Origin of the sequence: Pontibacillus halophilus JSM 076056 = DSM 19796 (assembly GCF_000425205.1) — a bacterium.
GTDB lineage: Bacteria > Bacillota > Bacilli > Bacillales > BH030062 > Pontibacillus_A > Pontibacillus_A halophilus.
In genome coordinates, this window is the sequence record NZ_AULI01000008.1 from 171,770 (window position 1) to 184,702 (window position 12,933).

Consider the following 12,933-nt stretch of genomic DNA (forward strand, 5'->3'; position numbering starts at 1 on the left):
TAGATAGGCTGTTCTCATGTTAAGCGCGAAGCCACTTCCATATTTCTTTAGGTGTTGCGTTCTTTCCATACATAAGAATTCCGACTTCAAAGATCTTCCCAGCAATCTTCACCATCGCCCATACACTACCAACGAGAAGAACAAAAGCAAGGCCAAATTCAATCCATGGCCATTCCTCTAAGATTGCCATTCTCATAATTAGAACCGCAGGCGAAGTGAACGGGATAAACGATCCAACCTTTGCTAGGAGCCCATTCGGGTCATTCAACACAGGCCCTATAAAGATAAAGGATAGAAACGGAAGCATCATGATGACTCCTTGGAAATTACTCGCTGAATTCAAATCCTCGACAGTTGCTCCAAACCCAGCAAATAACGCTGCAAATAAGAAGTATCCAAGCAAGGCAACAATGACAAGAATGAGTAAAGATGGAACAAACAAATACTCATAGATTGGAATCTCATCGATTCGCCAAGCAACAAGTGGAACCCCGACACCAAGCCACACCCCTACTTGGGTGAGACCTAACCAGAAGTAACCGACAATTTTCCCTTGCATCAAATCAGAAGGCTTCATAGAAGAAAGAACGATCTCTGAAACTTTCTCCTTCTTCTCAGAAGACGCACTTTGGAAGATCATCACGCTCGTAAAGACGACGGCAAAGAACAGGATGAGGGCAAAGGCACCTGGAATAAATCCTTCTACGTTCTCACCATCAGCGGAGGCAGCTTCCTCAGTCCCCCCATCTGTGCTTGCCCCTTCAACCGTCTTAAATGAAATATCAGTTGAGGCAAGTTCAAGCTGTTCCTCAGTTAAACCAAGCTGGTTCATCTGGTACGCTTTAATTGGCTGACTTAATAACTGCAATTGACTTCTAAATCCATCAGTTACCTCATCGTGACTATAAACTTCCACAATCCCAGTCTCAATGCTATGTTCTGTTATTGAAAGGTACGCGGAATACGGCTCTTCGTTCACCTGTGCTACATCGACATCAGCTTTAGCAGCATCTTTCAATTCCCAGCCCAATCCAGACGCTTCTTCCACATACGCTCTCACCTCAGGCAAGAGTCCAACCGCATCTTCCACATACACCGTCATCGTTTCACTTTCCGCTTCGTCAGACCCACCAAATAAACTAGGTACAACTGCGAAGAAGATGAAGATGGCTGGAGTCAGCAACAATGAAATGAAGAAGGACTTGTTCATCACGTTCCGTTTATATTCCCACTTCGCTACTTTAAGCGTGTTACGCATCAAGATCACCTCCGACTGGCATCAATTCTTTCTCAGTAGCAATCGCGACGAAGATCTCATGCAAGGAAATGCGGTCAATGGATAACTCTTCCATGATAATGTCCGATGGAAGATGGTGAATCCATTGAGCGGGCACAACCTCTTTCCCTAAGTGAAGAACAGTGTAATCATACTGTTGCTCCACTCTTTGTACGAATGGGATTTCCTCAAATTTCGTAGCTTTATTCTCTCCTTTAATCGTACATTTATAGTTTGCGTATTCCTCTTTCACTTCGTTCATCCCGCCTTGAATGACACGCTTGCCCTTATGTATTAAATACAGTTCATCCACTAATTTCTCCACTAAGTTCATTTGGTGGGCGGATAGTAAAATGGCCGTCCCTTCATTCGCAAGCTCTCGGATTTCATTCATTATTAGATCTTGGCTCACTGGGTCGAGACCAGAAAAAGGCTCATCAAGGATCAATAAATCAGGTTCATGGATGATGGACACGATAAATTGCGCCTTTTGCGCCATTCCTTTTGATAGTTCTTCTACTTTTGTATTCTCTTTCCCCTCAAGTCCAAGCTTTTGTAAGTATTCAAGCGCTCTCGCTCTCGCTTTCTTTCTTGGGTACTCTTTCAGATCCGCAAAGTATAAGAAAATATCCATGAGCTTCACATTTTTGTACAGTCCTCGTTCTTCAGGCAAGTATCCAATCCGATGCTTTGGTATAGAATCATAACCGTGATAGGTGATTGTACCTTCATCAGGGCGCAAGATGCCCATGATATTTCGGATCGTTGTTGATTTCCCAGCTCCATTCGGGCCTAAAATCGCCATAATCTCGCCTTTCTTCACATCAAAGGAAAGCTCTTCTACAATTCGGTTCTCTTTAAAGGATTTTCCCAATCCTTTAACGCTTAATACGATATCTTCCATCATGCTCCTCCTTTATCTTCTTAATTGGTTTATACGATTCCACATGGAAAATGTTTCAGCAATTTCCTTATGATTGAAAGAGATGATGCAACATCCGCTCTCGGTCGTCAAAGAACTGCTTCATAATAACGTAGTGTTCTGTCTCTTCTATCCTAACTTCACTCATACCTTCAGAGGTCAACTGAATCATCCTTGAGTTTGGATAGGCCATAAGGATTGGAGCATGAGTTGAAATCACAAATTGCGAACCATCCTGAACGAGGTCATGAATCCGAGAAAGCATCGACAACTGGCGTAATGGACTTAATGCTGCCTCTGGTTCATCAAGAATATAAAGCCCCTTGCCCCCGAAACGATTCATAAAGGCAGCAAAGAATGATTCTCCGTGAGACTGTTCATGTAGAGAAGTTCCTCCGTATGAATCAATCACACGGGGCCCAGGTTCCGAAGATGCATCGAGCGCTTCAATATGAGTTGCCACGTTGTAGAACGTCTCTGCTCGAAAGAAGAACCCGTCTCTCGGTCGTTGTGCCCCTCTCCCAATACGAATCGACTCATGTAAATTAGAGTGAGAGTCATAGTTTGAGAAGGAGAAGTTCATTGAGCCTCCTTCTGGGTTAAATCCGAGCCCAACTGCCAACGCTTCTAACAATGTCGATTTCCCCATTCCATTCTCACCAACGATATAGGTTACATTAGGATGGAAATGTAACGTCTCTAACCTTCTCACTGCGGGTAAATTAAGTGGGAAAGAATCTCCCACAACCCCTTCTTTCTTCGTTACTTGCTTCAAAAAAGCTGTATCATCTGTTAAACGCATATCACTCAATCTCCTTTAGATCCTCTTCTTCTCCTATTGTTAGGGAATAGACAACCGCATAATCTGCTTCTTTAACTTCCTCTGGTAACTTCGTCGTCTCGAGCGTCGTTGTCCTTAACGAGTTGTCCTTCGTACCAACCAAATACGCAAGATACACTGTTTCTCCCGTGTGAAGCGTCAGTTTATCCGTAAAGTCCATATACCCAAACCCACTCAATCCTTCTGAAAGAAAGTTCACCGCTCCGGCGGTAGACCCAGGGCTTCCAGCTGTTACATGAATTTCTTCCTCATCTATGCTCGTTTGGAACGAATGGATGGCCTGATTAAAGTTCTTTGTGTCTGGGTCTACACTCTGAAGTGCATACCCTTGACTCTCTCCATCCTCGTATACATCAATTGTACGAACGAGTCGGTCTTCCCCGTGAAGCTTCCCGTCGACTGTAAACACCGTCTGGTTGTCTCCGCCTAACTGGGTGATTAGCTCTTTCTCTCTGTCTGTTAATGTAGCCGGCTTAATGACGAGTGAGGATTTTCTCCCCTTTTCCTCGCTCTCTTCAGTTGATTGTTCCGTCTGCCCTTCGTCTTTGCAACCAGTTAGAACGATGAAAGCCATCACCACCAACATCCATTGCTTCATCACGCTTCCTCCTTTTTATCACTCTATTGCCAATTGTACTGGATACAAGTAATTTTTCATCCTACTTTTGGAAGTTTTTTATCCACTACCTATGATAAAATTTGTATAACAGAAGCTTCTAAGTAGTGAAATCTGCTATGTAGAGAATGTTAAATGAGGGGGGAGACCTATAGTGGAAGTATGGTTAATGAGTATCTTCTCAAGCATCATCGTAGTGATGACCGTCTATAATATAATAAGAGTATTAAACATCGCTTATAAGAGGAAGGAACTAACGCTTCGAAAGTTTGTTCTCTATTCAACGGTTTCTATTGCAATTGGTGTTAGTGTCACTTCTGTACTACCCTTCGGCTACCAAAAAGTAGTTCAATACCTCTTGTAACACGCTTCACCAGCTATCATTCATGTAACTGCAAACTAAAAAAAAGCACTTTTGTGACCTTCACAAAAGTGCTTCTTCCTTTCTATTCAGTTTCATAAAGATGGCAAGCCACAAAGTGATTGTCCTTCACTTCTTGCCACTGTGGGACAACTTCCGCACAAATGTCCATCGCGTGAGGGCATCGTGTACGGAATACGCATCCACTTGGTGGATTCAACGGACTCGGTACATCTCCAGATACAACTATACGTTCCCGGTCCTTCTGCTTCGGGTCTGGGACAGGCACCGCAGAAAGAAGCGCCTGTGTGTATGGGTGAAGCGGTTCGTTATGAAGGTCATCACTTGACGCCAGTTCCACCATATTCCCAAGGTACATGACGAGTATTCGGTCCGAGATGTATTTAACCATCGACAGGTCGTGGGCAATAAATAAATACGTAAGCCCCATTTGCTTCTGTAGATCTTGCAATAGGTTAACAACCTGGGCTTGAATGGACACATCCAATGCTGAAATAGGTTCGTCACATACGATGAACTTCGGTTCTACCGCAAGTGCGCGTGCAATCCCAATCCGTTGTCGCTGCCCCCCACTAAACTCGTGTGGGAAACGAGTAATATGCTCCGAATCTAACCCAACGAGTTTAAGAAGTTCCAAGATTCGTTCTTTTCGTTTCTTTCCTTTAGCGAGCTTATGCAAGTCTAGCGCCTCGCCAATAATATCCTCAACCGTCATTCTTGGATTAAGGGATGCATACGGGTCTTGGAAGATCATCTGAACATCACGTCGAAGCGCTTTTAATTTCGCTCCCTTGTAGGTAAGGATATTCTCCCCCTCAAATTCAACCGCACCACTTGTCGGTTCGTACAAGCGGAGGATGGTTCGACCAGCTGTTGATTTCCCACACCCAGACTCTCCAACAAGGCCGAGCGTTTCACCTTCATAGATTTCAAGATTTAATCCATTTACGGCTTTCAGTTGCTTCTTATCAACGGTGAAATATTTGTTCAAATCCTTTACAGATACTAGTGGCGTTTCCGTCATAGCCAATCCTCCCTTCTATTCATTCCCTGCCTTCGCAAGCGGATGGTGTAGCCAGCATGCAGATTTATGGGTCCCTCCACGAACTTCTAAGTCGGGGTCATGATGACGGCATACTTCCATCGCATAGTCACACCGAGCAAAGAACGGACATCCAGGTTCTGGATTCATAAGGTCTGGCGGTGACCCGATAATAGGCTTTAACGGTTCTTTTCGATTCTGTTCTAGGGACGGGACTGACTTTAACAGCCCTTGTGTGTATGGATGTTGCGGGCTTTCGAAGATCTCATCGACCTTCCCCGCCTCTACAACTTGCCCCGCATACATAACAACAACCTCATCACACGTCTCCGCAACTACCGCTAGGTCGTGCGTAATTAGAATGATGGATGTGCCGGTACGTTTTTGAAGGTCTTTCATTAAGTTCAAGATTTGAGCTTGGATGGTTACATCAAGCGCCGTTGTCGGTTCATCAGCGATGAGTAGCTTCGGCTGACAAGCCAGAGAAATGGCAATCATCGCACGTTGCCTCATCCCTCCAGAGAATTCGTGGGGATATTGCTCAACGCGGCGTTCCGGTTGTGGAATACCAACCATCCCCAACAAGTCGATTGCTTGTTGGTGCGCCTCTTTCTTAGTCGCTTTCGTATGTTTTAAAATGCCTTCTGCAATCTGCTTCCCAACCTTTGTCGTCGGGTTTAGTGACGTCATCGGATCTTGGAAGATCATCCCGATTTCATTGCCACGAATGTTCTGCATATCACGTTCTGTCTTCTCTAACAAGTTCTCTCCGTTGAACAGAATTTGACCTTCTTTATACTCAGCAGGCGGCTTCGGAAGTAACTGCATGATTGATTTGGCGGTAACACTCTTCCCACAACCAGATTCCCCAACGATGGCGACTGTCTTTCCTTTCTGAACGGTGAAATCCACACCTCTGACAGCCTGCACGACCCCTCCGTACGTCTTAAAGGATACTTGTAAGTTCTTTACTTCCAGCACGTTCGACATAAAGATCCCCTTTCTACTTTCGCAGGCGCGGATCGAGGGCGTCCCGTAATCCATCACCGAATATGTTAAACGCAAACATGGTTAGAGAGATTAAAATGGCTGGGAAGAACAACTGATAGAAGTTGCCTACAAGAATGGAATCAAGGGCATCATTCGCCATGGTTCCCCAGCTCGCTTGAGGTGCTTGCACACCTAACCCCAAGAAGCTTAACGTTGCTTCTGCGAAGATGGCTGTCGGAACGGTTAAGGTTACGTTAACAAGGATTGGTCCCATCGTATTTGGTAACAAATGCTTCTTTAGTACCCAGCCCGTTTTCGCTCCGAGTGCCGTAGAAGCTTGCACGTATTCTTGTTCCTTCAACTGTAAAACTTGTCCACGGACAAGCCGTGCCATCGGAATCCAACCTGTAATTGTCATAGCAAGGATAATCGTCCATAAGCCAGGCTCTAAGAACACCATAAGTAGAATAACCATAAGCAGATATGGAATCGCATATAAGATCTCGGCAATTCGCATCATAATGTTGTCTGTCCGGTGACTCGAGATGGCCGACAGTCCACCGTAAATAACCCCAATAAGGAAATCAATAAGGGCTGCCATTATCCCAATCGTCAAGGATATACGAGCACCGTACCAAACTCGGGTGAAGATATCTCTCCCAAGTTGGTCCGTCCCAAACCAATGCTCACCGCTCGGGTCGAGGTTCTTCTCTGTAAAGCTTTGCTCATAATAGGAGTAAGGCGTTAACAATGGTCCGAAAATCGCAAAGAATGTTATGACAATCATGATGACTAAGCCAATCATTGCTAATTTATTCTCAAACAGCCTTCTCCGAACGTCCTTCCAATAGGAAACACTCGGTCGATTAATTTTCTCCGCTTGCTGGAAGTTATCGTCCACCTTTCTGAACATTTCTTCCGTCAGCTGGAGTTTTTCTTGTTTATTCATCATTGGCCCTCCCCTGTAATCTTAATTCTTGGGTCAATGAATTTGTATGCCACATCTACAACGAACACAAGGAAAATAAGGATGGCAGCATAGAAAACGGTCGAACCTAAAATGACAGGATAATCTCGGTTAAAGATACCCTCTACGAACATTTCACCCATACCAGGTATGCCGAAAATCTTCTCAATAATAAAGCTCCCTGTGACGAGATTAGCCGCAATGAAACCAAGCACCGTAACAACAGGTAGAATGGCATTCTTAATTGCATGGCGTAGAATAACCATGCTTCTTGAAATGCCTTTCGCTTTAGCGGTATTCACATAATCCTGCCCCATAACTTCAAGCATACTTGAACGCATGAGCCTTGCAATATAGGCCATAGGCATCATGGCAAGCGAGATGGATGGCAGCACGGTATGAGACCAAGATTTCCACGTTGCAACTGGCAACAATCCCCACTCAACTCCAACGTAGTTAATGAGGAACGTAGCCAAGATAAAGCTTGGTACGGAAATACCAATAATAGCTAACACCATAGAGATATAGTCCGGCCACTTGTTCCGATTTAAAGAAGCAATCACCCCAAGAATTAACCCGAACGTCACGGCTATAAGAAGAGCTTGCAACCCAAGGTGCAACGAAACAGGAAAGCCGTTCACAATATAGTCGTTCACCGAAATGGTCTTTGATTTCAATGATGGACCGAAATCGAGCATCGCAATTTGTTTTAAATAGATGCCATATTGAACAATCAACGGCTCGTCCAAATTGTAGTAGCGTTGAAGGTTGTTGTAGACCGCTTCCGGCATCGTACCTTCTCGAGCAAATGGATCCCCTGGAATACTATGCATCAGAGTAAATGTAATCGTAACAACTGCCCACAACGTCAGAATTGCCCACAGAAACCGCTTAATGGTGTACTTTAGCAGCACGATTGTCACCTCTATTTCAGTTCAGAATAGCCAAAATGTGGAACACATCTTTATGTAAAGATGTGGTATGCCTCTATGACAGGCATACCACGGTGTTCAGTATTATTTCTGTAGGTCTGCGTAGTGGAATTGAGAGTATTTATTGATCGGGTCGTAAATACCAGTAACGTAATCTTTCGCCACATAAGGTCTTGTGTAGAAGTAGATTGGCATGACTGGCATTTCATTCATAATAATTTGTTCTGCTTGATGCATCGCGTCCATACGCTCTGCTGTGTCCATTGTCGTCTTCGCTGTTTCAATTAACGCGTCATACTCACTGTTCGACCAGTTGGCATCATTGTAAGGTCCATCTGTCACCCATAGATCTAGGAACGTCATTGGATCTACATAGTCACCAATCCAACCAGCACGAGAAATCTCGAAATCTCCAGCTTTCTCACGGTCAAGCTTAACTTGGAATTCTACGTTCTCAAGTTTCGTAGTAACATCAAGGTTCTTACGCCACATTTCCTGAATAGCTGTTGCAATCGCCTGGTGACCTTCAGATGTGTTATAAAGGATAACGAATTCAGGCATGGAGTCTAAGCCTTCTTCAGCCAATCCTTCCTGGAGTAACGCCTTTGCTTCCTCAAGGTCTTGGGAGAAGAGTTCCCCCGCGTTCTCACGGAAGTCACCATCTACATCATTAATTCCAGAAGGTACTACTGCATACGCAGGCGTTTGACCACCTTGTGCAACGAATTCCACTAGGTCTTCACGGTTAATCGCCATAGAAAGAGCCTTACGAACCTTCGCATTATTAAACGGTTCCTTCTCCGTATTGAAGTTGTAGTAGTAAATCGCTAAGTCAGAAGCAATGTTGAACTCAGGGTCATCGCTCGCATTTAGCTCACCAATGACATCCTGTGGAATCGGATACAAATAATCTAACTCCCCGTTCCGATACATCTGCCATGTTGTAGATTCCTCTTCAATCATTGTGAAGTGAATACCGTCTAGATTGATGCTGCCTTCATCATAGTAATTCTCATTCTTCATAATCGTAATGTCTTGTTTGTGGTTCCACTCTGTCAGCTTAAACGCACCATTTGATACGTAGCCTTCAGCTTCTGTGTACCACTCGTCATTCGCTTCTTGAGTTGCTTGATGTACTGGGAAGTAAGTATAGAAAGAGGTTAAGTCTAAGAAGTAAGGTGTTGCTGTCGCTAACGTAACTTCCAACGTCTTCTCATCAACAGCCTTCACCCCAACACCATCGCGTAAAGCTTGTAATTCTTCGTCACTAATGTTCTCTACATCAGCCGAGTTGTACTCTGTACCACCCGCTAAGTAATAAAGCTGATACGCATAAGTTGAACCAACGTTCGGATCGAGTGCATGTAACCATGCATATTGGAAGTCGTTCGCTGTAACAGGGTCACCATTTGACCACTTTACATCGTCTTTTAAGTAGAACGTCCAAGTAAGCCCATCCTCAGATGTTTCCCACTTCTCTGCCATACCAGGTTGAACTTCTCCTTCAGGGTCTTTCTTCGTTAACCCTTCAAAGATATGGTTTAGTACCCAAGAATCATGTGTACCTTCTGCTAATCCTGGATGCAAAGCTCCTGGTTCTGAGCTATTGTTCAATCTTAAAATCTTCTCGCCTTCAGAAGCTTCTTCTTCAGTTGCTCCTTCACCCGATTCCTCCGTTGTCTCTTCTTCATTTGCTGCTTCTTCGTTTGTTGCTTCCTCACCTCCGAAGCAACCTGCAAGCGCAAGCATGAGCGCTAGCATTAAACCAAACAAACCTAACCACTTCTTTCTCATCCACGTTCCTCCCCTTCGTTCCTTAGAAAATAATTACAACTCGTACACTTATAATATTATGCAAATTTTCAGAATATGTCTATCTTTTTTCGGGTAATAATAGAGGATAGGGTGAAAAAAGTAGGAGATTTATAGCATTCGGTTCACCCTACTAGATTTCTAGAAGGCTTGATTTATAGGGATTTCTTAAAGAAAAATGAGTCTAGTAATCAAATCCTTATAAAGTAAAATCTAGTTTCTTTCTTTAAACTAAATAGAACTCGACTCTAAGACCATCCCAATCGCCAATCATAGCTACGACTTATTGTTATGCAGGTCCAACTTCTTCTAACACCCTTTAACACAATAACACTCCTACATAAATAAACCGCCTTGCATCATGCAGGCGGTTTAATGGTGTTCCTATAACGCATTTGAGAAAGAAGTGACAAACGCCTTACACGTTTCGACGTCTTCCTTCTCTGGTGCAAATTCTAGTCTTAAGCCTTCTGTAACCACATTCGCTCCAGTCTCTTTCAAACGTTTCTGAAGTGTATCCACAGCCCCACAAAAGATGGGATACTCCCGATCTCCAGAGCCGAATACAGCGGTTTTCAATCCGTCGAACTCCATAACTTCAAGGTCGTCATAGAAATCTTCAATTTCATAAGGGAGGTCTCCATCTCCCCATGTATAAGAACCAAGAAGCACAGCGTCATAGCGAAGCATTTCTGCTGGCATTAAGTCATCCATTTCTTCCATCGTAACGGTATGTCCTAGTTGCTTTAGTTCATCACGTAGCATGTCAGCAATTTCTTCTGTATTTCCTGACATGCTCACGAAGGCAATTAATACATTTGCCAAGCTCGATCTTCCTTTCTAGGCTGGGAGGGTTTCTTGATTCAAATGTTCTTTGACCCTCTTCAGTTGAGCGGCATAGACTTCAAATTGGACAGGTTGTTTCTGGTCTAATGCTTCATTTATTTTATAAGTTAAGTAATTTTCTTCTAATTCTAAATCGAAGTACGAACGAAACCATTGTTTCTCATAGAAGGATTCAAGGTCTCGTATGGACAAATATAACTGACGCTCTCCATTCACATCAATGAGAAAGTACCAGCCGTGAGGTTCCACGTATTTCCTTTCCCCCAATAGCGAGATCAGGTCCCCTTCTTGAAAGGTTTCTTCAAGATTGGACTCCAACAGTGAATACACATAATCTACATGGTGCGTAAACGTTTGTTTAACAACAAATTGATTGTACATCAACCGCGCCTCCCATTGAGTATCTTTGCACATAGCAAAGTTTTCACTAGTATAAATGATAACGATTCTCATTGTCAACAGCTTCATATCAACCTTCACACCACCTACAAAATGCGTGAAAAATCCGCTACAAGTCAAAGGGATTATGATTCGTGAACCGTGTTTAGACGTTGGCTTTTCTTGTATAAGAAAGCCACACACAGGTTCATGACTGTTGATTGACTTTCTTCTCTTCCCTCAAACCTATCATTCTTACACGCTTTACGTACACCTTACCGCTTTATCTCTTTCTTACGATGCGCTACGCTTTCCCCATTCTCGTCTGTACTGTTCTAGAATTATCTTTCTCCTTCTTATAAGATATGCATAGAAAGAAGCCTCTGCTTGGGTTAGCGGCAGAGGCTTTTCTCTTAACATGGTGACGTTTCTGAGTAAGTTGGCCAATCTCGTTCAAATGGCTTCGATTGATGGATCCTTCTTTCAAGGTGTTTCCTGAATTGGTACATTACCCATAGATGGGCTTTCGCTTGCGTGTATTTATAAATAAACCAAGGAAGAGAAGGCATATAATCATGGATGGCGACAATGCATTCGTTCTTATCTGGTATCTTACGGAACTCAAGCCTGCCACGCTCATTCTTCTCCTTATTATCGAAGATGCCTCCGGTAATATAATAGAGTGCTCGGTCCTTTTGACTTCGTTCATGAGAGTAACTCAACTCGAGTAGTGGATTGTTCGTTAAGAGAAAATGGAAGCCAATCTTGCAATTTAGCTCTTTGTCCACTTCTGCGGTGAGGAGTGGATTCATGACACCTGATAACCATTTTACATAGTATTGGGCTGCCCAATTAGCGGACTTCCCTTCTGGGAGAGGGATACGCTGAACAGAACGAACATCATGTTGAATCTCCGATGGCGCAACGTTTGGTTTTTTAGGCTTCTTCGCCTGCCTCTCCTGTTCTTCTCGTTCCTCTTCAAGTGCCTGCTTGGCTGCTTCTTTAAACGTCGTCTTCCCATAGCTTACTTCTTCATCCATAAGCTCCTTATGTGCAATCATTGGATGGACAAGACTTTCAATAAGCGGATATACCGTTTCCTTCGGCGTATTCGTCGTAAGACTGACCCAGAGTCTCGATAATTTGACCGTTAGGAAAGGCAGGTTGAATAGTTTTGGCTGCTTCCCCATCGCTTCTGCTGTCTGAATCATCATATCCTTGTACGTCATTACTTCGGGGCCCCCAACATCAATGGAGCGTCCTGATAGCCTTTCGTTGCCAATACTCTTCTGCAAGGCTTGAAGAACATCAGCTAAGGCGATGGGATGAGTCTTCGTTCGGGTCCATTTAGGCAACGCCATAACCGGCAGCCTCTTAACGAGCTTCGCTAGTATAGGGAAAGAAGAACCTTTAGGTCCCACAATAAGACCTGCACGAATTGCCGTAACAGGCGTACCATACGCCCGTAAAACTTCCTCGACTTCTAATCGACTTTCTAGATGACGAGACAGTTTCTTCGCCTTCGGGATAATTCCGCTCAGGTAAATCGTTTGTTTCACGCCTTGCCGATAAGCAGCTTGGGCGAAATTATCAGCCAATATTACGTCCATGTCTTCAAAGGATCCTTGCGTCAGCTTAGCAGAAGGCATCATAGAATGGACTAAATAAACAGCGAAGTCCGCCCCCTTCAGCCCCTCATCTGCATCCGACATGGAATATAAATCACAAGATCTCCATGTTACATGCTCACTATCCTCTTTATTATCAGCGTTACGTGTTAATGCGATTACATCTGCAAATTTCGTTAAATACGTTAGCAAGTGGTTTCCTATGTAGCCGCTAGCACCAGTCAATGCTACTACAGGCCTACGCTTCGTCTCTGTCATCTTTATCCGCTCCTTTGTAAACCCAATCCGTATTCAGTTTACC

The 12,933-nt window shown here is 43.9% G+C and carries 13 protein-coding genes; 1 reads left to right on the plus strand and 12 read right to left on the minus strand.

Translation table 11 applies throughout. From position 1 onward, the window contains the following. Window positions 1-19 precede the first annotated feature (19 nt). The 4 genes from H513_RS0109420 to H513_RS0109435 all read right to left on the minus strand — a co-directional run bounded on the left by H513_RS0109420 (window position 20) and on the right by H513_RS0109435 (window position 3,637). The gene (locus H513_RS0109420; RefSeq protein ID WP_026800529.1) at window positions 20-1,258 is read right to left on the minus strand and encodes an ABC transporter permease; all 1,239 of its coding nucleotides are present in this window, start codon (window positions 1,256-1,258) and stop codon (window positions 20-22) included. Continuing rightward, window positions 1,251-2,180 (minus strand): ABC transporter ATP-binding protein, encoded by a 930-nt coding sequence (locus tag H513_RS0109425; protein ID WP_026800530.1) that lies wholly within the window; start codon window positions 2,178-2,180, stop codon window positions 1,251-1,253. The genes H513_RS0109420 and H513_RS0109425 overlap by 8 nt, the downstream gene beginning before the upstream one ends. Window positions 2,181-2,247: 67 nt before the next feature. Further along, window positions 2,248-3,000, minus strand: coding sequence for an AAA family ATPase (locus H513_RS0109430; RefSeq protein WP_026800531.1), 753 nt, complete (start codon window positions 2,998-3,000; stop codon window positions 2,248-2,250). A gap of 1 nt (window position 3,001) precedes the next feature. Beyond that, window positions 3,002-3,637: a hypothetical protein gene (locus H513_RS0109435; protein ID WP_026800532.1), complete on the minus strand. Its 636-nt coding sequence runs from the start codon at window positions 3,635-3,637 to the stop codon at window positions 3,002-3,004. Window positions 3,638-3,809: 172 nt separating this feature from the next. Between H513_RS0109435 and H513_RS0109440 the strand changes: the two genes are divergently transcribed. Next, window positions 3,810-4,019 carry a hypothetical protein gene (locus H513_RS0109440; RefSeq protein ID WP_026800533.1) on the plus strand — a complete coding sequence of 70 codons (210 nt, stop codon included), beginning with the start codon at window positions 3,810-3,812 and terminating at the stop codon, window positions 4,017-4,019. An 82-nt stretch (window positions 4,020-4,101) separates the two neighbouring features. On the opposite strand, the gene H513_RS0109445 is transcribed toward H513_RS0109440, so the two are convergent. The 8 genes from H513_RS0109445 to H513_RS0109480 all read right to left on the minus strand — a co-directional run bounded on the left by H513_RS0109445 (window position 4,102) and on the right by H513_RS0109480 (window position 12,890). After that, on the minus strand, window positions 4,102-5,061 hold the full coding sequence (locus H513_RS0109445; RefSeq protein ID WP_036769639.1) for an ABC transporter ATP-binding protein: 960 nt from the start codon (window positions 5,059-5,061) through the stop codon (window positions 4,102-4,104). 15 nt (window positions 5,062-5,076) lie between these two features. Continuing rightward, complete coding sequence (locus tag H513_RS0109450; RefSeq protein WP_026800535.1) at window positions 5,077-6,069, minus strand: ABC transporter ATP-binding protein; 993 nt, start codon at window positions 6,067-6,069, stop codon at window positions 5,077-5,079. 13 nt (window positions 6,070-6,082) lie between these two features. Continuing rightward, complete coding sequence (locus H513_RS0109455) at window positions 6,083-7,021, minus strand: ABC transporter permease (protein WP_026800536.1); 939 nt, start codon at window positions 7,019-7,021, stop codon at window positions 6,083-6,085. After that, entirely contained in the window at window positions 7,018-7,947 is a 930-nt protein-coding gene (locus H513_RS0109460; protein WP_026800537.1) for an ABC transporter permease, read from the minus strand. Before H513_RS0109460 ends, H513_RS0109455 begins: the two co-directional genes overlap by 4 nt. Before the next feature lie 105 nt (window positions 7,948-8,052). Beyond that, the gene (locus H513_RS0109465) at window positions 8,053-9,762 is read right to left on the minus strand and encodes a peptide ABC transporter substrate-binding protein (protein ID WP_026800538.1); all 1,710 of its coding nucleotides are present in this window, start codon (window positions 9,760-9,762) and stop codon (window positions 8,053-8,055) included. 402 nt (window positions 9,763-10,164) lie between these two features. After that, complete coding sequence (locus H513_RS0109470; protein WP_026800539.1) at window positions 10,165-10,605, minus strand: flavodoxin; 441 nt, start codon at window positions 10,603-10,605, stop codon at window positions 10,165-10,167. 15 nt (window positions 10,606-10,620) lie between these two features. Then, on the minus strand, window positions 10,621-11,007 hold the full coding sequence (locus H513_RS20870; RefSeq protein ID WP_051239836.1) for a hypothetical protein: 387 nt from the start codon (window positions 11,005-11,007) through the stop codon (window positions 10,621-10,623). Window positions 11,008-11,417: 410 nt separating this feature from the next. After that, the gene (locus H513_RS0109480; RefSeq protein WP_026800540.1) at window positions 11,418-12,890 is read right to left on the minus strand and encodes an NAD(P)H-binding protein; all 1,473 of its coding nucleotides are present in this window, start codon (window positions 12,888-12,890) and stop codon (window positions 11,418-11,420) included. Window positions 12,891-12,933: the final 43 nt, after the last annotated feature.

Excerpts from the sequence above, each read along its gene's own strand:
- H513_RS0109445 (WP_036769639.1), bottom strand. The coding sequence starts at position 5,061 with ATGACGGAAACGCCACTAGTATCTGTAAAGGATTTGAACAAATATTTC.
- H513_RS0109455 (WP_026800536.1), bottom strand. The coding sequence starts at position 7,021 with ATGATGAATAAACAAGAAAAACTCCAGCTGACGGAAGAAATGTTCAGA.
- H513_RS0109420 (WP_026800529.1), bottom strand. The coding sequence starts at position 1,258 with ATGCGTAACACGCTTAAAGTAGCGAAGTGGGAATATAAACGGAACGTG.
- H513_RS0109450 (WP_026800535.1), bottom strand. The coding sequence starts at position 6,069 with ATGTCGAACGTGCTGGAAGTAAAGAACTTACAAGTATCCTTTAAGACG.
- H513_RS0109465 (WP_026800538.1), bottom strand. The coding sequence starts at position 9,762 with ATGAGAAAGAAGTGGTTAGGTTTGTTTGGTTTAATGCTAGCGCTCATG.
- H513_RS0109430 (WP_026800531.1), bottom strand. The coding sequence starts at position 3,000 with ATGCGTTTAACAGATGATACAGCTTTTTTGAAGCAAGTAACGAAGAAA.
- H513_RS0109480 (WP_026800540.1), bottom strand. The coding sequence starts at position 12,890 with ATGACAGAGACGAAGCGTAGGCCTGTAGTAGCATTGACTGGTGCTAGC.
- H513_RS20870 (WP_051239836.1), bottom strand. The coding sequence starts at position 11,007 with ATGTACAATCAATTTGTTGTTAAACAAACGTTTACGCACCATGTAGAT.
- H513_RS0109425 (WP_026800530.1), bottom strand. The coding sequence starts at position 2,180 with ATGGAAGATATCGTATTAAGCGTTAAAGGATTGGGAAAATCCTTTAAA.
- H513_RS0109435 (WP_026800532.1), bottom strand. The coding sequence starts at position 3,637 with ATGAAGCAATGGATGTTGGTGGTGATGGCTTTCATCGTTCTAACTGGT.